This window comes from Desulfocicer niacini (assembly GCF_054657595.1).
Window position 1 is genome coordinate 1 of sequence record NZ_BAAHYK010000041.1, and the last position, 25,306, is coordinate 25,306.

Genomic DNA, 25,306 nt, shown 5'->3' on the forward strand with positions numbered 1-25,306 from the left:
CACCACGGATAATTTCGGGGATTTCTGGTTCCGGAAACTTGCCGATGATCGTAAATTTACCCTGACCATTGACAAGGACGGAAAACAAAAAATTGTGGACGGTATTGTCACTGATAAGGATTTAAGTCTTGGTGACATCCCCATGACTCTTTAGTGTATAAAAGTTGTGATAGCCTGGGGGGGCGGCTTGTCCCTCAGGCTATCTGATGATCCAAGCCCCCCAGGCTAAACGTGGTCAGGCTTGCGTTATTGGCGCTTTTTGCTTGAATTTGCTTTTAAACACAGGCTCTTGACAAAATCATGGAGTTTGATAAGATAAAAAATTAAACTCTAATACTACATAGCCTGACTCCGTTGGCCCCGCCCACTATGACAAATAAACCATATTGTGATCAAACCGGTAAAATGGGAGTGGAGCCCTTAGACATATGGGTTTTCAACCGGATTTGCCGGTCAATGAATTTGTTCTGACCCCTCCCCGTGATATGTCAATATAAAAAAATTGCTCATAGAGGTAAAAACTTGTACATCGAGTATGATGACCGGCCCATGTGGTGAGTAACTCCGAGATTCAATCAAAAATAATGGGAAATAGATTCGCCATGGAAAGAGCGCTGTGTTCTTTTATTAATGCCTTGGCGGTTTTTACGTTCTGGCTGGCAATGGCTTTATAAAGATTGTCGTGTTCTTCAATGATTTCAAACAGCCGGGGCGTTTCAAGGTGCTCTGTGCGGAAACGCAGAAATATTCGCTGATAAATATCCTTGTAGATGTCCACAAAATAATTGTTTTCGATCATCTCCCCGATGGCCGCATGGAATTCCATATCAAGAATAAAAAGATGTCGATAGACATGACTTTTTACAGATGATGCATGCTTGTTCTTTTTTTCTTCAAGGATGGCCAGTTTTTTCGGGGTTGCATTTTTGATTGCCTTTTCAATGCAGCCAAGCTCCATGAGCAATTTGATTTCGTAGAGGGATTCTGCCTCCTCCCTGGTCAGCTTATGAACCGAGTACCCTTGGTTGGGTATGAAATCAAGATATCCTTCCTTGGCAAGAATGGACAGTGCATTGTTCACGGGGGTGCGACTGACACCCAGCTCTTTAGCCAGATCAACAAATACCAGGCGTTGACCGGGAACAATATCATAGTTTAACATCATCTGTTTGATATTGTCATATACCCGTAATGTTAGATTCTTTTGTTCGGCCATTTATAACCTCCTGAACCGGAGTGTTGCTCTCATTCCCCTGGGCGTTTGTCTGGGATGATTTTCTTGAACCGGAGAATCGTTATAACTCCATTTTGAAAGTCGTTCCACAGGGAGCATTTTTTTAAATTAAGTCCGGGTGTGATAATGATTGTATTTAAAAAGAGTATTTGATTTTGTATGCAAGGTGATTTAAACTTGGTCTATCCAAAAACTTTTTATCTTTTTACATTATAAAACAAATACACAAATGTCAAATCATTCTGCCTCATCGTTCATAAGTTTTTCGATTTGCCATCGCGTGATGTACTCCATGGGCATTGAATAAAGCACATGCAGTATGGAAAAGCGGTCTTGGTCACAATATGCTTCGTTTTTGGGTGTGATCTGGCTTGCGTTATTGGGGGCCCCATGCTGTGATCATGCCCAAAATTTTTGTTTCTTCCTTGTGAAAATTATTTGAAAATGAGATACCGAGAAGTAATAATTGGGCTTGCTCATACCTTCGTTACTCGTTATCGTTGGCGGGCTGACGGGGTCAGGCTATGTGGTATTAGAATCTGAGTTGTTTATCAGACGCTATGATTTTGACAACGGTCTGTGTTGCAAGGCATATTTCAATAAAAACGTCAATAACGCAAGCCTGACCCCACCCCTAAGGGATGCCGGATTCATATGTTGGTTTTATTTTTAGGTCTGGGGTTAAATTTAATTTGACAAGAGAGTGATTGCATGTAATATAATATTCAAAATAAAATTCAGGAAAAAACAAACCATGACTGACAATAATTGTGATCGCTGGAGTGTTCGACTCAAGGTATGGCTTGAGATTGATGGTCGTCCTGTCATTGGTGAGGGCAGGGTGGCCATGTTAAGTGCCATTGATGATAATGGTTCCATCATTGAAGCGGCAAGAGCCTTGGGAATGTCTTATCGTAAGATTCGAGGTGCCATAGCCGACATGGAAGCATCTGTGGGTAAATCCTTGGTAAAGACCCATCGGGGCGGTGGCCATGGCGGTGGTGCTTGTCTGACCCCCCATGCCCACTCACTTGTTGAAGATTATATAAGGGTTTGTCGGGAATTCCGGGATGCAGCATCCGTTCAAGGGAAATCTGCTAATATAAAAAATTTATCACCGAATGGCAGATTCTGCCATTCGGTGGTCATGGGAGGGTGAGTATACCACAATGAAATCTTTTAAAGCTTTGTTGGAATCGTCTGCCATTGCCCATGGCCATTTGTGTGCCGGCCAGGTGGTCGGGGTGCGTATGGCCATGCTGGGATGTCGACTGGTGGGAATAGAAGATCCCACATCACCAGAGTTCAAGAAAAAATTGATCGTATATGTGGAGATGGACAGATGTGCCACCGATGCCATTGGCAGTGTTACAGGTTGTCGCCTTGGCAAACGTACCATGAAATTTAAAGATTACGGCATTAATGCCGCAACCTTTGTAAATTTGGAGACCCGAAAGGCCGTGCGGATTGTCTCAACAGAGGCCTCAAGGGAACTTGTTAAACGGTATGCCCCCGAAGAGACCCATCATTATCAGCAGCAGCTCAAAGGTTATAAAATCATGCCGGAGAACGAACTGTTTGATGTTCAATGGGTAACTGTGGATTTGCCGGATCAAGATATGCCCGGCCCCCCCCGGACACATGCCACGTGTAATCGATGCGGTCAGGTGGTCAGGGATTCCAGGGAGGTGGTGGTGGAAAAAGAAACCCTATGCAGAATTTGCGCAGGTAAAGGGTATTTTAAACCCGTGGGGCCGGTGATTCTGTGAATCTTGTGCCACCCCTAAGTGGCCCATGTTTTGATTAAGCCCGTGAGAGATAAGTATTATTTTATTTTCCGGGAAGTATTGCTCCCAAAATATAAAGTAATTTGGGATTGATATGAAAGATGCCAATGTTTTTTTAACTAAAATTGTTTGGGACAGGGAGGATTCTGATGATTCAAGTTGTAAACATAGAAGATGCTGTGGGATACCCGTTGGCCCATGATATAACGGAAATCAGAGCAGGCGAATTCAAGGGGCCGGCATTTCAACGGGGTCATATGCTGACCTGCCGGGATCTGGATCATTTGAGACGACTGGGGAAAGATCATCTTTATATCATCAAACCCGAAATTAATGAAATGCACGAAGATGATGCCGCCATTGCAATGGCCGATGCTCTTTGCGGAGATGGGGTGGCATGGGATGAAGCCCCCAGGGAGGGTAAAATCTCTTTAAAGGCCATCCGGGATGGTTTGCTTAAAGTGAATGTGGATGCCCTGGAGCAGTTCAACGAAATGGGCATTGTCATGTGTGCCACCCGTCACACCAATAGCATTGTTAAAAAGGGTGATCAGGTGGCGGCAACCCGTGCCATTCCTCTTTTAATTGCAAGCGATTATGTGGATGCCGCAGTTGCCATTGCTAAAAGTGCACCGGAAGGCATTTTACAGGTACAGCCCATGATGACTGCCAAAGTCGGGGTGATGATTACGGGCAGTGAAGTTTATTATGGCCGCATAGAGGACAAGTTTGAAGCCATTATCCGTAAAAAAGTGATGGCCCTTGGGGGGAGTATACTGGAGGTGGTTTTTCTTCCGGATGATGATAAAATGATTGCAGCCGCGGCACTTGATCTGGTGGAAAAAGGGGCCAATGTCCTTATTACCACCGGTGGCATGTCCGTGGATCCCGATGATCGCACTCGTTTCGCTCTAAAAGAGGCAGGTGCCTGTAATATGGTTTATGGTACTCCCGTGCTGCCAGGTGCTATGTTCATGATCGCATATTTAAAGGACGTGCCGGTACTGGGTATTCCCGCATGCGGTCTTTTTTCCACCACCACTATGTTTGATTTAATTTATCCCCGGGTACTGGCAGGGAATAAAATCTCACGTTCGGATATTGCTGCAAAGGGGCATGGGGGAATGTGCCTTGGTTGTAAGACCTGCACTTATCCTCGCTGTGCATTTGGAAAATAAAAGGAGTTGCATATGATTTCATGGCTGCCCATGGGGTTTCAAGAAGCGCTTCGAATTACCCTTGAGAGCATCAGTCCGTTGGGTCAAGACACGATTACCCTGTCACAATCCACGGGTCGAATCCTGGCACAAACATTGATTTCTACCATTGATTCTCCATCCATTGATGCTTCCCTTAAGGATGGATACGCGGTTGTGTCTGGTGATCTGGCTTGTGCCTGCCCGGAGGCCCCCGTCCATTTAGCACTGGTTGAGACGGTGGCCGCTGCAGGGGGCGGGCAGACCCAGCGTCTTCTTCCCGGGACAGCCATGCGAATTTTAACAGGGGCTCAAATCCCCCCGGGTGCCGATGCGGTGGTGGCCGAAGAATTTACGGATGTTTCCGGGACCACCCTTGTGGTCAAGAATAGTGCCGGGGTGGGGCGCAACATCATGCCAAAGGGAACCGATGTGGAGAAGGGGCAATGTATTGCCCAGAAGGGGGATGCCGTTATTCCGGGCTTGGCCGGCATCATTGCCGCGTCAGGATTCAGTGCGTTGCCTGTTTTTAAACAGCCCCGGGTGGCCATTATTGCCACGGGAGATGAGGTGGTGGCACCGGGACACCCCCTTCCCCAGGGAAAGCTTTATGCTAGTAACATGGTTACTTTGAGTGCATTTTGCCGACAATGGGGTATGGAGACGCTGCTGTTTACTGCCAAGGATGATCCACGGGAAATACAAAATGTGCTGGAAAAGGCCATGGATCAAAGTGATGCCATCATCACAAGCGGAGGGGCCTGGACCGGAGACCGGGATCTTGTGGCAAAAATTTTTCTGGAGTTGGGCTGGCAAAAGGCATTTCATCGCATCCGCATCGGACCCGGCAAGGCCGTGGGGTTTGGCATGCTTGATCATATTCCTGTTTTTATTTTACCCGGAGGTCCTCCATCCAATCTCATGGGATTTCTTCAGATTGCATTTCCGGGGCTTCGTGCCCTGGCAGGATATCAACGCCCGTGCCTGCCAACCATGCGAGCTGCCCTGGCCTCTGATCTACATGGACGTGACAGCGATTGGACCCAGTTTATTTTTGGAATGATAGATTTGGAGGGTGATACGCCATTGTTTCGTTCACTGGGGCAGAAGGGCAGGCTTCAATCCATGGCAAAGGCAACGGCCATTGCTTCAATCCCCGAAGGAACCACGGCTATCTCCCGGGGAACGATGATAGATATACAGGTGTTATCCTTTTAAGTTTAGGTATGAAATTATGAATAAATTGGATCAAGATTGTTTGACGGATGCCTTTAACCGAAGGGTAACCTATCTTCGGCTTTCTGTGACCGATCGGTGTAACCTTAATTGCTGTTATTGTGCACCTTCAAGGCCCAAGCTGGTGCCACTGGACGGATTGATGTCCTTTGAAGAGATGTTTCGTGCGGTGAAGGTTGGCGTGGGGCTGGGGATTACCAAGGTCCGTCTCACCGGGGGTGAACCACTTTGTCGCCAGGATATTACCTCGTTTGTTGCAAAATTATGCTGCATTCCCCAGCTTAAAGACGTTGGATTGACAACCAATGGGGTGCTCCTGGAACAGATGGCTGCCGGGTTAAAGCAGGCCGGAATGAAACGTATAAATATCAGTCTGGATACCCTTGATGCTGGGAAATTTGAACAAATAACCGGAAAAAATTACTGGGATAAGGTTTGGAATGGCATCATGGCTGCACATAAACTTGGATTTGCACCAATAAAAATTAATACGGTGGTGATGAAGGGTGTCAATGACGATGAGGTTGTGGATCTGGCTCGTTTGACCCTGAAATATCCATTTCATGTGAGATTCATTGAGTATATGCCCATTGGAACAGATCCCCGAGGAGCGCAAGGGTACTTTATTTCTGGCAATTCCCTTAGAAAGCGCCTTGTGGAGGTGGAAGAACTTATTCCCCTGGATAGTGAGGAAAATGATGGGCCAGCCAGACGATTCAAATTTGCAGGTGCGCCTGGGGAAATTGGGTTTATCAGTTCCATGAGTGACCATTTCTGCCATAGATGCAATCGTATGCGTCTCACCGCCAGGGGCTTTTTAAGACCCTGTCTATTGGCCGATGATCAGGTGGATCTGGGGACTAGGATGCGAAGAGGGGATTGTGATGAGACACTGGAACAACTGTTTTGTCTGGCATTGTCAATGAAAAAAGGAGAGCATGGATTGAATTTTCATGGAGCAGATGCCCTGAAAACAAAAATGGTGAGTATTGGTGGGTAACAACAATTGGGATTGTTTACAGCAATGCTTTCTTACCCCTATGAACCATGAAGTTACTTAGACACACAGAAATAGAATTGCCGAAAAATAGATATCTGCCTTGACAGACATTCATGTGAACACGTACAATTGCCAACGCATTATTTGAATTGCTTGTTGGTCAATGGGTTGTGTCATGATGGGGTAGGGGCTATTGAATATTTATTGTTTTAGAAAATCAAAGCGAATCACCCGGGAAATCCTCTGCAGGACCTGTCTGTTTCGTCGTAAATGCCGACCGTTTCAGCTTTGGCTGCAACCGGAATTTCCTTTTTTTTTCAAATCCAATGGAGAATGCAAGGGACTTTTTGATCTACAGAACAATGTTCAAGATACCTTGGATGCACTATTCCCCTCAGAATATCGTCTATTGAAAGCAAAGGCATTGAAAATGCTGTCCAGTGATGGACAGACAAGTCGGACATTGGTTCGACTGAAAATGTTTGAACTGATGAACCATTCTGGCAACTAACTGGATGAAAGGTTGATGGGGCCGGGATGCTTTTTAAAATGTATTTAAAAATCGGCGAAGTTATTGAAGTAGAAAAAATAAAAAAAACTTTTTTTTATTTTTAATTGCATGTAATATGACATGAAAGATAAGGCTATGCGCTCAATGATTCCGGCATCCTTCATGTGACTCCACAATCAGTTTGCATTTTTTGCAGAAATTGAACTGAAATAGGGATTTGAGGAAGTCATCAGTTTTCGATTTACCGTTTCACACTGGGCGGTATCCATGGGATACAGCCAGTTGGGATTGACAAATGCTGAATCGATAAGATCTGACCTTCTGATATTGGGCAGTCCAAGTCACTTATGGCCCATGCCGAACTTTTTATAGCCCAAGGGGGCAATGTAATCTGGTCCACGGCCAGCCCCGGGCATTGGTGCAGATATCCTTATAATTGCAATAAACCTAAACCCATAAAAGCAGAGGTTATTATGACAACAACAACAGACCCTTATTCAGGGCTGCAACTGGTTGAATTGAGCCATGAATGGGGTCATGGTGTACCATCCTACCCCGGACAGGAAGATGTGAAAATGGCCAGGGGGGTAAAACACGCCCAGCACGGTGTGCTTGCATGGAAAATTAACACCGTGATGCACACCGGGACCCATATGAATGCACCGTTGCACCTGGTACAGCGTGCGGCGGATCTGGCAGAGGTCCCCGTTGATCGTCTCTTTGGCAATGGGGTTGTTTTGAGTATTCCCAAGAAACGATTTGAGATTATTACTGCCAAGGATCTTGCAGCAGCCACCCCAGAAGTTCAGAAGGGGGACGTCGTGGTTATTGTCACAGGCTGGCACCATGAATACTCCGACGGTCTTGAATATTATGGTGCTTCGCCGGGGTTATCCAAGGATGCGGCGAAGTGGCTGGTGGATAAAGAGTGTAGAATGGTGGCAGTAGATACTCCCCAGATAGATCATCCCTTGGCGACTTCATTGGCCCCCCATCGCGGTGGTCCCACAATGAATAGACTGGTGGCCGCCTACAAAGAAGGAACCGGCCTTGATCCTGAAAAAGAACATCCAGAATGGAATATCGCCCATAAAACCATATTAGCAGCCGGTATTCCCACAATTGAACAGGTGGGGGGTGATGTAGATGTTATTGCAGGCATGCGGGCTACTTTTGTTGCCACGCCATGGAAATTTAAACATGGAGACGCCTGTCCAGTTCGCTTTGTAGCCATGATTGATCCCTCCGGTAATTGCCGCATTGATGCGGGTAATTGAGACCCCTTATCTGCTGAACCATCTGGTAGAAAAAAGATTAAAAACCTTGTTGTCATGGAATTTTTAATCTGGGTTTTTCAAAACATTTTAAATATGGAATAAGGAAAATGAGCCTGAAAATATATAATTTAAGTCATGCCTTCCATCAACATATGCCGGAATGGCCGTCCACTCCGGGTGTCAATGTCACCGTCAATAAATTTCACGCCAAGGATGGTGTTTACCAGGTCAACTGGGAGGGTATTATGCACCGGGGTACTCACATGGATGCGCCCATTCATGTAACGGAAAATACACCCGGCATCAGCGATTATCCACTGTGGCGCCTGTGCGGCACCGGTGTTGCCGTTTCCATTCCCAAGGAAAAATGGGGCGTAATTACCCCCGAAGATCTTGAAAAAGCCACGCCTGCCATTCAAGAAGGCGACATGGTCATGATCAACACCGGCTTCCACCATAAATGGGCTGACTGTGATGACTATTTTGCCCATGGCTGCGGAATTTCCGGAGCTGGCGCCCAGTGGTTGGTGGATAAAAAAATAAAATGCGTGGGCTATGGCTGCCAGGCCAATGATCATCCCCTTGCGACCAAACTTGTGGATCATGGTCTTGGACCCTCTCAGCCCCATCTCATTGAAGAATATAAACAGGTCACGGGACGTGATCCCAAGGAAGATTTCCCCGATTGGGAACCGGCACACAAAACCCTGATGGTCAAGGGCGGAATACCCGGTATCGAAAATATTGGTGGAGATATTGATGAAGTGACGGGTAAACGCTGTTTTTTTATGGCATTTCCATGGCGCTGGGTCGGTGGTGATGGATGTATTGTTCGCGTGCTTGCGGTGGTTGATCCTGATCAGACCTTTCGCTTTGGCTCTGGCAAATAAAAAAATAATGCTGTGTTGGGTACCCTTCACATCAGCACCAAACTATTGTACACTTTGGGGGGCAACAGCTTCCTAAGAATGGGGATTGTTGCGCCAGAAAGTGTAAACTGATAAATGAAGGGTGTCTTGTGTTGATTTCTATCATCTGATTTTTTGGGGGGCTTGTATGACGTCAAAGGGATATATTCATGTGTACACCGGGGACGGAAAAGGCAAAACCACAGCAGCATTGGGACTTGCCCTGAGAAGTGCAGGTCATGGCATGGGTGTATTTATCGGCCAGTTCATGAAGGGCATTCAATACGGTGAGATCCATGCCCTTTCCCATATTCCTGGTATTGAAGTAGAGCAGTTTGGGGACGAGATATGCATACGCAGGGAAGATGTCACTGACATGCATAGAGAACATGCCCGCCGGGGGCTTAAAGTGATTGAAGAGGTCATGGCACTGAAAAAATACAAGGTGGTCATCATGGATGAAATTTGCGTTACCTTGTGGTTCGGTATTCTTACCCTGGCTGAGGTCATGGCAGTGATAAAAGAGAAACCAGATGATATCGAATTGGTTTTAACCGGTAGAAGGGCACCCAAAGAACTAATCGACAGTGCTGATCTTGTGACTGAGATGAGGGAGATAAAACATTATTATACCAAAGGGGTGCTGGCCCGGGATGGTATTGAACGTTAGACTTTCAACGCGCCAGAATTCTTCAGTAACAGCGGGTGATGATTTTCACAATTTAAAAAAAGGGCGGGTGGCATATGCTATCCGCCCTTTGGCGCTTTAGAGGGATATTATTGGAGGCGTTTGTTACTGCTTGACAACATTTCTGGCAGCAGGCCCCCTGTCATTTTCTTCAATGTCAAAGGTTACCCGTTCTCCTTCGGAAAGGGTTTTAAATCCTGGCATATCAATGGCCGTATGGTGGACAAACACGTCACTTCCCTCATCCTGCTCAATGAATCCGAACCCTTTCTTGTCGCTAAACCATTTTACTGTTCCTTGTGCCAAACCGTTTTCCTCCTTAAAAAATATCAAGATGTGGCTGTCAGGCCGGTTGCCCTGGCACACCAGAGCGGCTCCCATTGAATTTAAAATCATCTGTTCCCATTGTCCTGTACGCTGGGTTGCTGATCCACATGGAAGCCCCCCTTTCCTGGATCGTTAAAACGTCATTGATTGGGAAAGGCAAGTTGGCGTTGTGAGGGTCTGCAGGCTGCAGATTTTCAGCCTTAGTCCAGGAAAAATGTGATCGATGATGATGAATTCTAATATAATAGGATTATCCATAGTAGCAAAAAAAATCAAGTAAAAAAACGTCAATTGTTATTTTTGAGTCAAAATTAGAAAAGGCAGCTTTATCCATGGATGTTGCCTCAAACTTACTTTTCCACCTGGTGCAGCAATAATTCCATTTTTCAAAAACAGGGGGGAATAATCTGGGCCAGTAACCTAATCTCTGGGGTAATGATTCTCACAAAGTGCAAAAAAAAAAGGTCTGCTTTAAAAAATAAAAGCAGACCTTCTTTAGATGTACCTGATTGTAAGTCACAGATGGGTTACAACAGGTTATTTACGATTCCCATATTCGGCATAGGACATGGCTGTCAATCGGTAAACCAAATGGGCCATCTTGGAAAACGGCAGAAAGGCAAACAGATTGAAGATGGCGATGAGATGCAGATAATAAATGAAATAAGAAACATACTCTGCACCGGCCAGGCGGCTCATTTCAGACAGAAGCCCCGTTACACCCAATGCCAGTACCAGGCCCAGGATATACCAGTCTTTGTATGATGAAACCTGGTCTTTTTTATCCATGCGGTTTTTAATCATGAGAATACTGCCGATGACAAGGGAAGCACCACAGATATTGGCTAGCCATTTAACCGGGTTAAGTTGGGAATAGGGGCCAGGAATGTGGAACACATAAAGCACCACAAAAAAGATATTGGTGACAATGAACAGACCAATAAACGCATAAAGAACCATCATGTGGGGGGTGGCACGGTCCTGGTTGGTGGTACACTCGTTAAATTTGTCATGCTTGAGTACCTTGGGAATAACCTTGATGATGGCCTGTAAGAAGCCTTTGGGATCAATTTTTTCTTTGTCGGTTTTACCTTCTGCCAGGGCATTGGCATGAATATCCACCACAAAGCGTTTCAGGCCCAGAGCAAAGACAATCACAGCAAATGCGGCAAGGGGTACAAAGGTTAGATCCACAAACCAGGTGGAGATGAAATTTGCATGGGCAATGACATCATGTCCGCCATGGGACCATTCCAGACCAAAGCTGTGAAACAGTTTTGTCATGCCTTCACCGCCTGTGATGGTGATGTAGGCCAGAATGGCAAACCAGATGGCTGGAATACCCAGAAGAAAGGGCAGTTTTTTCTGATCTTTTACGGCGTTTGCCAGGAATTTGGGCTGGGCATACTCGTTGATGGCGGCATATCGGACAGCGGCCAGGACGTCACCGGGTTTGGCACCCCGCGGGCACAGATCCGAGCAGTCACCACATTGGTGGCACAGCCAGATATCTCCGTTGGAGATCAGTTTATCCTTAAGACCCCAGGAGGCGGCGATCATCTCTTTTCTGGGGAAAGGGCTATTGTCAGGTGCAATGGGGCATGCCACGGAACAGGTGGCGCATTGATAGCATTTTTTGAGATCCTCTGCGCCAAAACCCACAACCTCGTCAATGAAGGCAAGATCCGGTTGGGCAAGGTATTTTTCACTCATACTGCGATACCTCCTAAAATTTCGGTATATAATAGCATTTTTCTGTCATGAAAATCGAGAAAAGCCCGCCACAAGATAAAATAGTGACGGGCAAGGTACATGACGGGATCAGAATCCCTTGAACGGGTTGGGACCCAGTGCTTCTATTTCTTCCACAAAGTCACTTAAGAGTCCTGGAAGTTTGTCATATTCATCAATGGCAATCTCTTCGAATCTGACGCGTTCTTCTTCCAGGGCCAGGCTTGCCAGGGCATCTCCGATCTTTTTCACCCTTATTTCGGCAAGCTCGCTGCCTTTCATGAAATGGCACTGGTAGTCATCGCCGTGCTTACAGCCAACGAGAATAACACCGTCCATGCCCTGGGCCAGGGCATCTTTAATCCAGATGGTGTTGACAGATCCCAGACAGCGTACGGGGATTACCCGGACATCAGGGGAGTAATCAACCCGATTCATGCCCACCATATCAAGGGCAGGGTAGGCATCATTCTCGCATACCAGAGCCAGGATTCGGAAGGGAGGTTCATCAAAATCATCTTCGGAGGGCACGCCAATGGCCTTGATCTGGGAACCGATGCTGTCAATGGTGTAATCGGCAAAGCTGATGATTCGTTCGGGACATGCACCCATGCAGGTACCGCATCTTCGGCACCGGGTGGGATTGATCTTGGGAGTTCCTTTAGCATCGTCATCCAGGGCACCAAAGGGGCATTCCACGGTGCAGCGTTTGCACTGGGTGCATCTCTGGAAGAAAAATTCCGGATAGGTCTTGTCGCCGGAGCGGGGATGAACTGCCACGCCGCGATCGGCGGAGGAGATACATTGGATGGCCTTGAGGGCGGCACCGGTGGCATCTTCCATGGACTCTTCAATGGTCATGCTGCGGCGGATGGCACCGGCTGCATAAACACCAGTTCTCTGGGTTTCATAGGGGAAACAGATATAATTGGAATCGGCATAACCCCCAAAGATATCATTATCCCGGAAGCCCGGACCCTGGCGATAAGCCAGGTTGATAATGGGGTCATCCACAGTGACTGGTACCATACCAGAGGCCAGAACCACAAGATCAGCCTTGAGGTTCAGATTGTCTCCCAACAGGGTGTTGGTGGCTTCCACAATGAGACTGTCGCCACTCTTGCTGACTTCGGTGACAGCCCCTTTGCTCATGAAAATACCACGGTCCTGCTGCATGCCTTTGTAAAAATTTTCCTGGAGGCCCGGGGTTCTCATGTGCTGGTAGATAATGTATGCCTTGCCATCGGGGTAATCGTCACGCACATATTTGGCCTGTTTCAGGGCCACCTGGCTGGTGACGGCACCGCAATAGGGAAAGTCTGCGTCATCCTCATCTTTTCCAGGGGACTGAATAAAGACAACGGATTTGGCCTCTTTGCCATCGGAGGGTCTCACAATTTTACCCTTGGCGGCAATTTTTTCAAATTCATCATTGGTGATAACGTCGGGAAGATCAATGCCCAGATGGGCGTAGGCATCTCCTTTAAGTTTGTCCGGACGCCATCCAGCTGCCAGAATCACAGCACCGTAAAGTTCACCAGTGGGGTCCAGTTGAAGAATATCTTCCCGGCCTTTATTAAACTCAAGGTACTTGGCGTGCTGAGCTTCTGCATCCAGCTCATTGCCCTTTTCATCCAAGGTCATCTCGTGGGGCAGTGGAAAGGGAACGTCAAAGGGAATCTTTTCCCCGGGTTTTTTAAAGGTCACGGTGAACTCACCGGGCTGACCGGCAATACGGGCAACTTCTGTGCTGGTTCTTACCTCAATGTTGGGATATTGTTCCAACTCAGCCAGTTTGTCCTGGACCACTGTGGGGATCAGAGCATCAAAGGGCTCCACAACGGGCATCTGGCTGCGCATCTGGGCCGCATATCCACCCAATGCGTTGGTTTTTTCCACAATGGTGACTTCAAAACCGGCTTTGGCCGCATCAAGTGCCGCTGAAATACCCGTGATTCCGCCACCCAGAACCAGAATTTTTTTGGAAAAGGTTTCTGTTTTATAAGGCTCGGGCAATTTTACTTTTTCAACACGGATCATGCCCATTTTAATGTAATCTTCGGCCTTCATCTGGATTTGATCAAAATGCTCTTCATCATCCTTTTGATCTTCGGTGAGTGCCGGATATTTTTCCCGGGAGTGGGGCCAGACAACGCCTTCTCTTAAATTGACGCGTTCCACAATACAGCCGTCAAAGTTGAATACATCAAAATTGACCCGGCGGGAACAGGCACCAATGACCATTGCATTTACCTTACCGTCATCCACGTCCTTCTGGATGAGAGCAACCCCTTCCTTACTGCACAGAAACGGGTGGGTCGTGCAGTTAACGCCCTCTTCTTCGGGTACGTCAACAAGGTCTTCCATGTCAAGGACATCGCCAATGCTGCAACCTGTGCAGATATATACTCCAAATTTCTTAGCCATGGTTATCCCTTACCTCCTCACCAGCGTCTGAATGGCCTTTAATGCCATGCCGGTTGCATTCTGGTTGGATGTTACAACATCAGCGGGTTTATTGGCACACCCGGCACCGAACATACCGCCTTTTTTAAAGTCATTCACAATAAAGCCATCTGCATTGAACTTCAGATCTGCACTGGGTTTATCAACGGATGCGGTGGGCTGCATACCCGTTGCAAGGACAAGCAGATCCACGGTCTGGCGGATTTTTTCACCGGAAATGGTGTCTTCTGCAACAAGGGTTATGTTACCGGTGGCACTGTCCTCACCCACTTCGGCAACTTTGCCTTTTACAAAAAAGATGTTCTTGTCTTCTTTGAGTTTCTTGTAAAAATTTTCGTATTTTCTGCCCGGGGTTCTCAGATCAATATAATAGATATAGATCTTGGCATCCGGGTACTGTGCTCTCAGGTAGGTAGCGTGTTTCAAGGATGCCATGCAGCAGATATAGGAGCAATAGGGAAGATGATTTTCATCTCTGGAACCGGCGCATTGTACAAATCCAATGGTTTCCGGTGCCTTGTCATCCGAGGGGCGCACAATTTTGCCCTGGGTGGGACCGTTGCTGGAGGCAAGGCGTTCCAGCATCATGTTGGTGATGATATTCTGGTATCTACCGAATCCCAGATTGTCAATACGTGCGGCATCATAGGGCTTCCAGCCAGTGGCCCATACAATGGCGCCCACTTTGAAATCCAGGGTTTTTTCCTGCATGTCAAAGTCAATGGCATCAAATTTACAGGCTTCTTTGCATTTTTCCCGATCATCGGCGCTCATGGACGGGGCAATGACGTAGCGTGAGGGAAACGCCATGTTGTGGGGCAGGTATGCGGCCTTTCTTCTGTCCATGCCAAAGTTGAACTCATTGGAGATCTCAGATTCACACACTTTGGCGCATTCACCACAGGCCGTGCAGTTTTCATTGACATATCTCGGGCTGATTTTTACTTTGACGGTGTAATCGCCGGGGGTCCCATCCACCTTTTCAACTTCGGCCATGGTGATGACCTTAATCTTTGGATTGTCTTTGATTCTCCGATAGTTGATTTCAAGTCCACAGGTGGGAGGGCAAAGTTTGGGGAAATATTGTTTCAATTGTGAAACTCTGCCGCCCAGGGAAGGTTCCTTTTCAATCAGGAACACCTCATACCCCACTTCTGCAGCTTCCAGAGCCGTTGTCAGGCCGCTGATACCGCCGCCAACAACCATGATGCTTCCGCCGGCCGGGGCTGATTTGTCTGTTGTCATGCTTTTCCTCCGTGCATATGTAAAAATAATATGATTTGACTGAGAATCCCGGGAATCAAAGCGTGTAGTCCGGAATCCTGTGCCCTTTGGAAATTAAATTCGCAAAAGGGAGCTCACCCACTGCCAGTTCCCCTTTGCCAGTTTTTTTCACAAAAGGACACAGGGGTAAAATTCCCATGTATCAAAATCTGAAAAAACCCCCAGGCACATACAGAATGCACCTGGAGGTTATTGTGTTACTTAACGAAACGTACTACAAGCATCCTTGATTAATCAGCGATGATCTTGTGGTAAGGTACTTTTTTCAGAGACCATTCGTTGGTCTCTTTGTTGTATGTAGAGTTAACAAAGCAGAACCATTCTTCGTCATTCTGACCCATGAAGTCGCCTCTGTAGTAGAAACCGGGGAAGCGGGTTTCTTCACGGAACTGGATATGACGAGTATGTGCCTGTACGGTGAACAGACGATGGAAAATTTCCCATGCTCTGAGCAGCTCATGCAGATCGCCAGCAGCGATGTTGTCAAGGTCTTCACGGAACATTTCAAACAGATCCATGAGAACTTCAAGGCTCTTACCGGAAGTCATGTAGAAAGTACCGGTACCTGCGCCGTATTCACTGGTCATCTTCATCAGACGCATGGCCATGCCAGCAGGTTTGCAGTAGTTGGGGTTTACATCCACAGCTGTGGAATATTCACAGTGATCAAGGTAGTTTCGGACAGGTTTGTAAACCATGTCAACGAGTTCCTGGTCAGTTTCTTTGATACCGGAAACCTTGTCGCCTTCAGCAGCAAGATACTGCAGCATGGACTTGGCAATGATACGGCCTTCAGCATGGGAACCGGAAGAGAATTTATGACCGGAACAGCCAACGCCGTCACCAGCAGTAAACAGTCCCTTAACGGTGGTCATTCTGTTGTAGCCCCATTTGTAGCTTTCGGGAACCCAGTCTTCTTCGGGACCGGAGCACCAGATACCACAGCATCCGGAGTGTGAACCAAGCAGGTACGGTTCGGTGGGCATAACCTCAGAGTCTTTTTTCTCAGGCTCTGTGTTGGTTGCGCACCAGAGACCAGCCTGGCCAACGGACATGTCAAGAAAATCTTCCCATGCTTCTGACTCAAGATGCTTGAGTTCTTTTTTGCTCATGGTCTCACCAAGAGCAGCAAGTGCTTTTGAGGTTTCCATGATGATGGGACCGCGACCTTCTTTATACTCTTTCATCATGAGATGGTTTCTCAGGCATGTGGGAGTAACAGCAGCTGTTCCATAGGGAGCATATTTTTCAAGCTCAGCTTTGGCATCATCGCTGGCGGCATAATTTTCACCAAGACCGTTGACGGTTTTAGCTTTAAACAGAAGGAACCAAGCACCTACAGGTCCGTATCCATCTTTAAAACGAGCAGGGGTGAAACGGTTTTCCATCATGGAAAGTTCAGCGCCGGCACGAAGGGCCATGGTGTATGTGGAACCAGCATTCCATACGGGATACCATGCACGACCTTTTCCCTCACCAACTGAACGGGGCTGATAAATATTTACCGCGCCACCGCAGGCAACCATCATAACCTTGGCTGTGATGATGTAAACTTTGTTTTCACGCAGGGAGAAACCAACTGCACCGGCAACTCTTGAAGGATCATCTTTGTCATTGAGAATTTCAACGATGAAGCATCTTTCAATGATGTTGTCTTCGCCCAGGGCCAGTTTTCCAGCTTCTGCAACGATTCTCTTGTAGGATTCACCATTGATCATGATCTGCCATTTACCGGTACGTACAGGCGTTGCGCCGCCCTTCAATGTTCCGGCCTTCTGGCCTTTTTTACCGTCAAGGTTTTTTCCATCATCTGTTTTTTTCCAGATGGGCAGTCCCCATTCTTCAAACAGATGAACAGAATCATCAACATGACGACCCAAGTCGTAGATCAAATCTTCACGAACAATACCCATAAGGTCATTACGGACCATGCGGACATAATCTTCAACTTTGTTTTCACCAATGTATGTATTGATGGCGGAAAGACCCTGGGCAACCGCGCCGCTTCTTTCCAGAGCTGCTTTGTCACAAAGAAGAATTTTTGTGTCATCGCTGGCCCATTTTTTGATCTCAAATGCTGTTCCACAGGCAGCCATACCGCCGCCGATAATCAGAACGTCAACATCTCTTTTGTCAACTTCCGGATCCCTTACTGCCTTTAGCTCACCAACAGGCTTATTAGGTAATGCCATTTATATATACCTCCGAATAATCTTAAAAAAAATTAATAATCAAATTAATTACCTGGTGATTATGCCAACTCCTCAGGAGTCTTCAGTACATAACCGTCAGCTTCTTGTGTAGAAAGAAGACCGCTGTTCAGGTCTTTGCCCTTAAGATCAAGGTAGGCATTGGCCTCGCCTTCGGGAGTGGTTCTGATGGGGAACTTGAAACGTTTTACAACGCCGTTTCTGAACTTACAGGTCCACATAATGTCTTCTGTACCCATCATGGGCACAACGCTTGCTCCCATGGGTACAAAGTCAGAGTATCCTCTTACTTCGATGGCCTGGGACGGACAGATTTTAACGCAGGAATAGCATTCCCAGCACTGATCGGGCTCCTGGTTGTAAGCTTTCATTGCGTTGGGATCAAGAACCATCAGGTCATTGGGGCAGATGTACATACATGCTGTTTTATCCCCGCCCTTGCAGCCGTCGCATTTCTCAGCGATTACAAAAGATGGCATTAAAAATACCTCCGTTACACTTTGGTGCAAGGCCCATCCGGACACATGCACTGCTGTTAATCATATTGCGACATTCAAACACGTTGTGTCGCACTTCAATATAAAAGTAGGTCTCACTTGACAGGACCTATTCATCCAGATTTCAAAAGTCTCTAACAGCGCGTTGAAATAAGAGGTGTATTGTCTTATTTCATAAAACGATTGAAAACGTAGCACCAGCTAATATCCTTGTCAAGCATTTTTGGAAGGAGTGCTTGTTAAATTCATTTTCGGCTGGGGTGCTTTGGGGGGCGGTGGGTTTCTTTTTTTGAAAGATGTGATAATGTGTGCCCCTCCCCACTGGGGTTTGATGTCCCGCTGAGCCGATGTGATCGGCCGTGGACACGGCTTGACAGGGCCTTTTCATGTCCCTGATCTGCAGGTGTTCGACGCTGAATAATTTTTAAGATAAAGGTGTTTGAAATATGAGTGATGAGATGATTCCGGTTTCCCTGAAAGACGATTTTACGTTTGTCTGTTCCCCAGATGTGTCCTGTTTTAATCAGTGCTGTCGAGATCTGAACCAGTTTCTGACCCCCTATGATGTGCTTCGTTTGAAAAATGCCATGGGAATGAGTTCCCATGATTTTCTAAAAAAATATACCCTGCGGCATAACGGGCCGGAATCGGGATTGCCGGTTGTGACCTTCAAAATGGATCCAAGTGCCGGGTATGCCTGTCCCTTTGTGTCGGAAAACGGTTGCACCGTTTACACGGACCGTCCGGCGTCGTGCCGGATGTATCCCCTTGCAAGGGCTGTGGTGAGATCCCGCCAGACCGGGGAGATGGAGGAGTATTTTGCCTTGATTGAAGAACCCCACTGTCACGGATTTAATCGACAATCAGGACAGACGGTCGGGCAATGGCTAGCGGGTCAGGATGTGGCACTTTACAATAGGATAAATGATCAACTACTGGAGGTTATCGGACTTAAGAATCGCATTATTCCGGGTCCCCTGGATGGTGCGGATGCCGATCGTTTCTATATGGCTTGTTATGACTTGGACGTCTTCCGGACCAATATCAGAGATGATGGTCTCTTGTCGGGGATTCCTTTTGCGGCGGCACAGATAGAGGGGGCAATGACAGATGATGTGGCATTGCTGGAGCTGGGCATGAAGTGGGTGAAGTATGTGTTGTTTGGCGTGCCGGTCCACGGGGCATGATAATCCAGGGAGGTAAAAAATGACGCTCAACGGAAAAGTAGCCCTTGTTCTGGGGGCTGTAAAGGGTATTGGTCGTGGCATCGGGCTGGCCCTGGCCCGTCAGGGGGTTCGTCTTGCTTTGACCCGGCATGACTGGCCTGAGAGTTTTTCCGAGATGGAATCCGCCTTTGAAGAAACCGGTGTGGAACATGCTGTTTTTGATGTGAACCTGTTGGAAACATCTTCCATTGAACGTTTGATGGAAGATGTTCGTGCCCGGTTTGGACGGCTGGATATTTTAATAAACAATATTGAGCGGGGGGGCTGGCCCGTGGTACATGGTCCCTATGTGCCGGAACAGTGGGATCTTGAGATGGCAACTACGCTCAGGGCCAAGCGTTGGGTGTTTGATCTTGCATTCCCTCTGCTTAAATGCAGCAAAGATGCTGTGGTGATTAATTTTTCATCCATTGCCGGTGTGTGTGGACGTTCAGGGCCTGCGGCGGTGTTATTCAATGATGGGTATGCTGCCGCAAGCCGGGGGGTTTCTCTGTTGACGGAAACCTGGGCTCGCATGGGGGCGCCTCATGTCCGTGTCAATGAAATTATGCTGGGGGTGGTGGATACCCGTCATGCCCGGGGAACCAGAGGATGGGAGACTGTGTTGAGTCCCGGGGAGCAGGCGGCCATAATTGATCATACCCTGATTAAAAGAACCGGAACCATTGATGATGTGGCTAAAGCGGTGTTGTTCATGGTGAAGGATGCACCATATATGACCGGTTCCGTTCTGCGCCTGGACGGCGGTTATCTTCTGGGGGGCGAAGACGTACCCCCCATGCCTCCCGGTATTTTATAGCAGCCACGTCCAGATTAAAGCAGCATCTGGGCAATGGTTTGTCGGATGCGACTGGTTTTGCCATGGGTTCTGCAGAATTGTATTTCGGCAAGGCTCATCTCTTTGTAAAAGGGTGTGCGGTCAAAGGGATGGTCCGCCGCATTGAAAAGATCTTCGCCAGCATGGCATCCTGGTGATTTAACCATGGGGTGTCCTGGTTTTTTTAATTGGTGGGGAATGCCGTGGAGGCGGCATATCATGGGTCGGTATGGGTACAGGACGCACCGGCCGTTTTTATTGACGGGACACATTATGCGGATTGGTTCTGTGTTGTGTCTTGTCTCTCCCATGGCCTGAATGAATAACTTTACATTCTTTCGTATTCCTTTTTTCAGGGCGGGTCCCAGGGTTTTAAATCCATGGCGTAGATAGGCGCGTTCTATATGGGTGTGGTGGAAAAACAGGGTCGCGCAGCAGTTGTCATAGCATCCACTACAGGTGAATCCATATCTGGCGGCAGTGGTATTCCAGGCGGTATCCATTTTTTCATACAGGGCAACGAGGCTGGAAAAGGCGTTGGTTTTTGTCATTGTATCTCACAGGGTAAAAGCTACGGTGGGTTATCGCTACACATGGGGTTGTGGAAAAAATAGCTTGGAATAAAGCTCCAGGGCGTATCGATCGGTCATGCTGGCAATGATATCGCAGGCGGTGCGTTCCAGAAGGTCGGGATCTTCATCCCAGGGAGCCATTTCCATTTTTTCCAGCTCCGCCTGCATGGCATCGGGATGCTTGATGAAATAACGATACAGTTCCTTTAATATCTTTTTAGCTTTGATGAATTCCTTGTGAACCGATGGGGATCGATAGACGTTCTCGTAAAGAAATCCTCTCAGGGTGGTCATGGCAGTGTATGTTTTTTCTCCCATGCAGAGCCGAAATTCGTTTTCATGGGGGCCGCTTGAGTATACAAGGGATTCGATCATGGCTCTGGCTCGCTGGGGATGGTTTTCTCCCAGTTCCGTGGTGCAGATAGTGGGGATTTCGTTTCTTTTGATGACGCCGCTTCTCAAGGCATCATCAAGGTCGTGATTTAAGTAAGCAATAATGTCGGCAATGCGGACAATCTTGCCCTCCATGGTGGCGGCTGTGGCTCCGGGGGTGGAGGGCATTATGTCTCCAAATCCTTTGGAGTGCTTGAGGATACCATCCCTTGTTTCCAGGGTCAGGTTCAGTCCTGCGCCTTTATTTTCAAGTGTGTCCACCACACGAAGGCTTTGCTCGTTGTGGGAGAATCCGGGATGATGGATCTCTTTTAATGCTGTTTCTCCGCCGTGGCCAAAGGGGGTGTGTCCCAGGTCGTGCCCCAGTGAGATGGCTTCTGCCAGGTCTTCATTGAGGCGCATGGCTCTGGCAATGTTTCTGGCGGTTTCAGACACCTCCAGGGTGTGTGTCATCCGGGTTCTGTAATGGTCTCCCAGGGGGGAGAGAAATACCTGGGTTTTATGTTTCAGTCTTCGGAACGCGTTTGAATAGACAATTCTGTCTCTGTCCATCTGAAAGGGGGTGCGTATGCTGCAGGAGGTTTCTTCTCTTGCCCGTTCACCTGCCATGGCACTGGGGCATCCAAAGGGAGAAAGGAACTTGTTTTCTCTTGCCTGATAGGTTTCTCTTATGGAAAGTCCCGGCGGAGACTCTGATCCATGTTTGTTTTCAGGGCAGGATGGTTTTTGGTCTATCAGTTGTTTTTTTGTCGCTTTCATGTCATTTTCAGGTCGAGTGATGAAGTTTTTGTTTTTTTTGCTGCAGATGTTTGCCCATGCTGTGATTCACTATCCTGTTCTGGCAAGCGCTTTAAGAACTGCACATATTGTGAACTGTTTGTAAAGGGAAAACTTTTCAAACTGTCCGGGCCGTGCTCCGGAACAGGGAGGATAATATGTCCAACGATGAAAAATATATGGCCCTGGCCCTTAAGTCTGCTGAGTCTGCCCTGGCACAGGGTGAATTCCCGGTGGGGTGCGTTGTGGTGCAGGGAGGCAAGGTGGTTGCCACCGGGGCAAGGCGGGGAACTGGGGATATGAAAAAAAAGGCCGGGGAGCTTGATCATGCCGAAATCCTGGCCCTGCATCAGGTGGAGGCAAGGGATGTGGACAGACAAGAATTGACATTGTACTGTACCATGGAGCCCTGTCTTATGTGTTTTGCAGCCATCATGCTTTCCGGTATCAGAAAAGTGGTATTCGCCTATGAAGACGTCATGGGCGGGGGGACCGGGTGTGATCGACAGTCTCTGCCCCCTCTTTATCGGAATGCCGATATAGAGGTGGTGCCGGGGGTGCTGCGCCGGGAAAGTCTTTTGCTTTTTTATCGGTTTTTTAGCCGACCTGACAATCTTTACTGGAAGGGAAGTCTGTTGGAAAGGTATACTCTGGATTGCGGGTCTGAATCCTATGGAGATGGGAGAAAAAGAAATAGTTCTTGCAATTTTCGATAAAGTTTATATAATTACCCGTTGATTAATATGGAATTATTATTGTGGATGTTGTGGATACGACAAAAAACAGAGGAGGTGTGGGATAGCCAGGCAGAGCAATCGGGACAGGATAAATATAAACAGGGGTATCAGGGCTGAAGAGGTGCGAGTTATCGGCGCTGATGGAGAGCAGATAGGCGTCATGCCCATACGGAATGCCCTTGAAAAGGCTGCTGAGCATGCACTGGATCTCGTGGAAGTCTCACCCAATGCAACGCCGCCTGTCTGCAAAATAATGGACTACGGCCGGTATAAATACGAGCTGACCAAAAAATTGCAGGAGGCCAGAAAGAAGCAGAAAACATCCCAGATTAAGGAGATCAAGGTTAGGCCCAAGACAGATACCCACGATCTTGAGACCAAAGTCAAGCATATTGAAAAGTTCATCGGTAACAATGACAAGGTGAAGGTGACCTTGGTTTTCCGGGGGCGTGAAATAACCCTTGCTAAGCAGGCCAGGCTTGTCCTTGAAAAAGTGGCGCAGATGACGGATGAGTTTGCTCAGGTGGAGCAGCACCCCAAGTTTGAAGGGCGGACCATGACCATGATTTTGTCACCTAAATGATTTGATGTCGACGGGAATTGCTTAAGTTTTTTGTTTTTTGTCGGGATATCCAGGATATCTGCTGAGAGATAACTTTTATTCTGAATCTCCGGTGTATACTTGTGCGCCATGCTGCCGGGGTTTTAGGATGGAATCAAAATGTGTTTGAACCTGTATGGTGGCGTGGTGCGCCCTAGGGCGTTACTTTGCTGCCATATCTTTTTTTGAGTTAAATGCGTACCAGGGAGATAATGAAATGCCTAAGATAAAAACCAACAGGGCGGCTGCCAAGCGGTTTACAAAGACAGGGACGGGGAAATATAAATTCAGGAAATCACACGCAAGTCATATCCTGACCAAAAAAACCACAAAACGGAAACGGTCCCTTCGGTTGGACCAGATCATTGGTAAGAGTGATATCAAAGAGGTTAAACGCCTGCTGCCCAATGGCTGATCAGGATATAAGGAGTATATGAAATGAGAGTAAAAAGAGGGTTTAAAGCAAGAAGACGCAGGAATAAAGTTTTAAAGCTTGCCAAGGGCTTCCGGGGCGGGCGCAGCAAGCTGTACCGCACGGCTGCAGATGCCGTTGACAAGGCATTGATGTACGCCTATCGTGATCGCAGGGTGCGTAAACGGGAATATCGAAAATTATGGATTGCCAGAATTAATGCCGCAGCTCGTATGAATGATCTTTCTTACAGCAAATTTATGCACGGACTTCAGTTGGCCGGAATTGAGCTGGACAGAAAGGTTCTGGCTGAACTTGCCGTGTGTGATCCCAAGGGATTTACTCAGGTTGCTGCAGCTGCCGCAGCTCAACTTTAGGCCGCCGTTGACCGGTCTTTATTGAAAGGTGGAGATTGCTGTGGAAAAGAGTTTGCAAAAAATTGAACAGGAGGCCCTGACTGACCTTGATAAGGCAGTATCCAGAGAGGATGTAAACAGCCTTGAGACAAGGTATCTCGGACGCAAGGGAGTTCTGACCGCATTTTTGAGAAATATTTCAAAACTCCCTGTTGAAGATCGGCCGGGTGCGGGCAAAGATGCAAATGCATTGAAAATTAAGCTTGAAGAGGCTTTTGAAGAGATCAGTGGGCGTTTTGAAAATCAGGATACCGGGGAAAACGTTGACGTAACCCTGCCTGGCCGGCTGGCTTTAAGGGGCTCTCTCCACCCGGTAACAAAAATTTCCAGGGAGATTGTCGGTATTTTTTCAAGGCTGGGATTTGATGTGGTGGAGGGGCCCGAAATTGAGACGGATTATTATAATTTTGAGGCGCTCAACATACCCAAGTACCACCCGGCCCGGGATATGCAAGATACTTTTTATGTGTCTGATAATATAGTGCTCAGAACCCATACGTCTCCCACCCAGCCTCGGGTGATGGAAAAAACCGACCCGCCGGTTAGAATTATTGCCCCGGGGAAGGTGTACAGATGTGATTCGGATCTTACCCATACGCCCATGTTTCATCAGGTGGAGGGGTTAATGGTGGATGAAAATGTTTCCTTCGGAGATCTTAAGGGAACCATTACAACTTTTATTCATCAATTGTTTGATCCCGATATTGCCGTTCGCTTTCGTCCCAGTTTCTTTCCCTTTACCGAGCCCAGTGCTGAGGTTGACATTCAGTGCGTCATGTGTCGGGGGAAGGGATGCAGGATATGCTCTCGAACCGGGTGGCTTGAAGTACTGGGCAGTGGTATGGTTCATCCGGCGGTTTTTGAGAATGTGGGCTATGACACGGAAAAATATTCCGGTTTTGCCTTTGGCATGGGGATTGAGCGCCTTGCGATGCTCAAATATGGGATCGATGATCTCAGGAAATTTTTTGAAAATGATATGCGCTTTTTAAGGCAGTTTTGA

24 protein-coding genes are annotated in these 25,306 nt (G+C 47.5%); 15 read left to right on the plus strand and 9 right to left on the minus strand.

Annotated elements, in window-relative coordinates; genetic code table 11:
* Positions 1-571: 571 nt before the first annotated feature.
* On the minus strand, positions 572-1,216 hold the full coding sequence (locus ACYQ2M_RS18995; RefSeq protein ID WP_459917958.1) for a GntR family transcriptional regulator: 645 nt from the start codon (positions 1,214-1,216) through the stop codon (positions 572-574).
* Positions 1,217-1,988: 772 nt separating this feature from the next.
* On the opposite strand from ACYQ2M_RS18995, the gene ACYQ2M_RS19000 reads away from it, so the two are divergent.
* From ACYQ2M_RS19000 to ACYQ2M_RS19035, 8 genes are all read left to right on the plus strand, one after another.
* Entirely contained in the window at positions 1,989-2,393 is a 405-nt protein-coding gene (locus ACYQ2M_RS19000) for a winged helix-turn-helix domain-containing protein (RefSeq protein WP_459917959.1), read from the plus strand.
* A 10-nt stretch (positions 2,394-2,403) separates the two neighbouring features.
* Complete coding sequence (locus tag ACYQ2M_RS19005; protein ID WP_459917960.1) at positions 2,404-3,003, plus strand: FmdE family protein; 600 nt, start codon at positions 2,404-2,406, stop codon at positions 3,001-3,003.
* A 167-nt stretch (positions 3,004-3,170) separates the two neighbouring features.
* Positions 3,171-4,199 (plus strand): molybdopterin-binding protein, encoded by a 1,029-nt coding sequence (locus tag ACYQ2M_RS19010; RefSeq protein WP_459917961.1) that lies wholly within the window; start codon positions 3,171-3,173, stop codon positions 4,197-4,199.
* A 12-nt stretch (positions 4,200-4,211) separates the two neighbouring features.
* Entirely contained in the window at positions 4,212-5,435 is a 1,224-nt protein-coding gene (locus ACYQ2M_RS19015) for a molybdopterin molybdotransferase MoeA (RefSeq protein ID WP_459917962.1), read from the plus strand.
* 16 nt (positions 5,436-5,451) lie between these two features.
* Positions 5,452-6,453, plus strand: a complete 1,002-nt coding sequence (moaA, locus tag ACYQ2M_RS19020; RefSeq protein ID WP_459917963.1) for a GTP 3',8-cyclase MoaA — start codon at positions 5,452-5,454, stop codon at positions 6,451-6,453.
* A 984-nt stretch (positions 6,454-7,437) separates the two neighbouring features.
* Entirely contained in the window at positions 7,438-8,241 is an 804-nt protein-coding gene (locus ACYQ2M_RS19025) for a cyclase family protein (RefSeq protein ID WP_459917964.1), read from the plus strand.
* A gap of 107 nt (positions 8,242-8,348) precedes the next feature.
* Positions 8,349-9,131, plus strand: coding sequence for a cyclase family protein (locus tag ACYQ2M_RS19030; RefSeq protein WP_459917965.1), 783 nt, complete (start codon positions 8,349-8,351; stop codon positions 9,129-9,131).
* Between the two features lie 166 nt (positions 9,132-9,297).
* Entirely contained in the window at positions 9,298-9,819 is a 522-nt protein-coding gene (locus ACYQ2M_RS19035) for a cob(I)yrinic acid a,c-diamide adenosyltransferase (protein ID WP_459917966.1), read from the plus strand.
* A gap of 123 nt (positions 9,820-9,942) precedes the next feature.
* Here ACYQ2M_RS19035 and ACYQ2M_RS19040 read toward each other — a convergent pair whose 3' ends face one another.
* From ACYQ2M_RS19040 to aprB, 6 genes are all read right to left on the minus strand, one after another.
* Positions 9,943-10,143: a cold-shock protein gene (locus ACYQ2M_RS19040; protein WP_459917967.1), complete on the minus strand. Its 201-nt coding sequence runs from the start codon at positions 10,141-10,143 to the stop codon at positions 9,943-9,945.
* A gap of 558 nt (positions 10,144-10,701) precedes the next feature.
* Positions 10,702-11,877, minus strand: a complete 1,176-nt coding sequence (gene qmoC / locus ACYQ2M_RS19045; RefSeq protein WP_459917968.1) for a quinone-interacting membrane-bound oxidoreductase complex subunit QmoC — start codon at positions 11,875-11,877, stop codon at positions 10,702-10,704.
* 108 nt (positions 11,878-11,985) lie between these two features.
* A complete protein-coding gene (locus ACYQ2M_RS19050) occupies positions 11,986-14,322 on the minus strand; it encodes an FAD-dependent oxidoreductase (RefSeq protein WP_459917969.1) in 2,337 nt (778 codons plus the stop codon).
* Positions 14,323-14,331: 9 nt separating this feature from the next.
* A complete protein-coding gene (locus ACYQ2M_RS19055; RefSeq protein WP_459917970.1) occupies positions 14,332-15,606 on the minus strand; it encodes a CoB--CoM heterodisulfide reductase iron-sulfur subunit A family protein in 1,275 nt (424 codons plus the stop codon).
* Positions 15,607-15,875: 269 nt separating this feature from the next.
* The gene (gene aprA, locus ACYQ2M_RS19060) at positions 15,876-17,837 is read right to left on the minus strand and encodes an adenylyl-sulfate reductase subunit alpha (RefSeq protein ID WP_459917971.1); all 1,962 of its coding nucleotides are present in this window, start codon (positions 17,835-17,837) and stop codon (positions 15,876-15,878) included.
* A gap of 59 nt (positions 17,838-17,896) precedes the next feature.
* On the minus strand, positions 17,897-18,334 hold the full coding sequence (gene aprB, locus ACYQ2M_RS19065) for an adenylyl-sulfate reductase subunit beta (RefSeq protein ID WP_459917972.1): 438 nt from the start codon (positions 18,332-18,334) through the stop codon (positions 17,897-17,899).
* A gap of 464 nt (positions 18,335-18,798) precedes the next feature.
* Between aprB and ACYQ2M_RS19070 the strand changes: the two genes are divergently transcribed.
* On the plus strand, positions 18,799-19,539 hold the full coding sequence (locus tag ACYQ2M_RS19070; protein ID WP_459917973.1) for a YkgJ family cysteine cluster protein: 741 nt from the start codon (positions 18,799-18,801) through the stop codon (positions 19,537-19,539).
* Positions 19,540-19,558: 19 nt separating this feature from the next.
* Positions 19,559-20,377, plus strand: coding sequence for an SDR family NAD(P)-dependent oxidoreductase (locus tag ACYQ2M_RS19075; protein WP_459917974.1), 819 nt, complete (start codon positions 19,559-19,561; stop codon positions 20,375-20,377).
* A gap of 14 nt (positions 20,378-20,391) precedes the next feature.
* Here ACYQ2M_RS19075 and ACYQ2M_RS19080 read toward each other — a convergent pair whose 3' ends face one another.
* Together ACYQ2M_RS19080 and ACYQ2M_RS19085 are read right to left on the minus strand one after the other, a co-directional pair.
* The gene (locus tag ACYQ2M_RS19080; RefSeq protein WP_459917975.1) at positions 20,392-20,946 is read right to left on the minus strand and encodes a hypothetical protein; all 555 of its coding nucleotides are present in this window, start codon (positions 20,944-20,946) and stop codon (positions 20,392-20,394) included.
* Between the two features lie 36 nt (positions 20,947-20,982).
* Positions 20,983-22,119 (minus strand): deoxyguanosinetriphosphate triphosphohydrolase, encoded by a 1,137-nt coding sequence (locus ACYQ2M_RS19085; protein WP_459917976.1) that lies wholly within the window; start codon positions 22,117-22,119, stop codon positions 20,983-20,985.
* A 176-nt stretch (positions 22,120-22,295) separates the two neighbouring features.
* Here ACYQ2M_RS19085 and ACYQ2M_RS19090 point away from each other — a divergent pair, with 176 nt between their 5' ends.
* The 5 genes from ACYQ2M_RS19090 (at position 22,296) to pheS (ending at position 25,306) form a co-directional block, all read left to right on the plus strand.
* Positions 22,296-22,853: a nucleoside deaminase gene (locus ACYQ2M_RS19090; RefSeq protein ID WP_459917977.1), complete on the plus strand. Its 558-nt coding sequence runs from the start codon at positions 22,296-22,298 to the stop codon at positions 22,851-22,853.
* Positions 22,854-22,968: 115 nt separating this feature from the next.
* On the plus strand, positions 22,969-23,457 hold the full coding sequence (gene infC / locus ACYQ2M_RS19095; RefSeq protein WP_459918002.1) for a translation initiation factor IF-3: 489 nt from the start codon (positions 22,969-22,971) through the stop codon (positions 23,455-23,457).
* Between the two features lie 235 nt (positions 23,458-23,692).
* A complete protein-coding gene (gene rpmI, locus ACYQ2M_RS19100; protein WP_459917978.1) occupies positions 23,693-23,890 on the plus strand; it encodes a 50S ribosomal protein L35 in 198 nt (65 codons plus the stop codon).
* A gap of 23 nt (positions 23,891-23,913) precedes the next feature.
* Positions 23,914-24,264 carry a 50S ribosomal protein L20 gene (gene rplT / locus ACYQ2M_RS19105; protein WP_459917979.1) on the plus strand — a complete coding sequence of 117 codons (351 nt, stop codon included), beginning with the start codon at positions 23,914-23,916 and terminating at the stop codon, positions 24,262-24,264.
* Positions 24,265-24,304: 40 nt separating this feature from the next.
* On the plus strand, positions 24,305-25,306 hold the full coding sequence (pheS, locus tag ACYQ2M_RS19110; RefSeq protein ID WP_459917980.1) for a phenylalanine--tRNA ligase subunit alpha: 1,002 nt from the start codon (positions 24,305-24,307) through the stop codon (positions 25,304-25,306).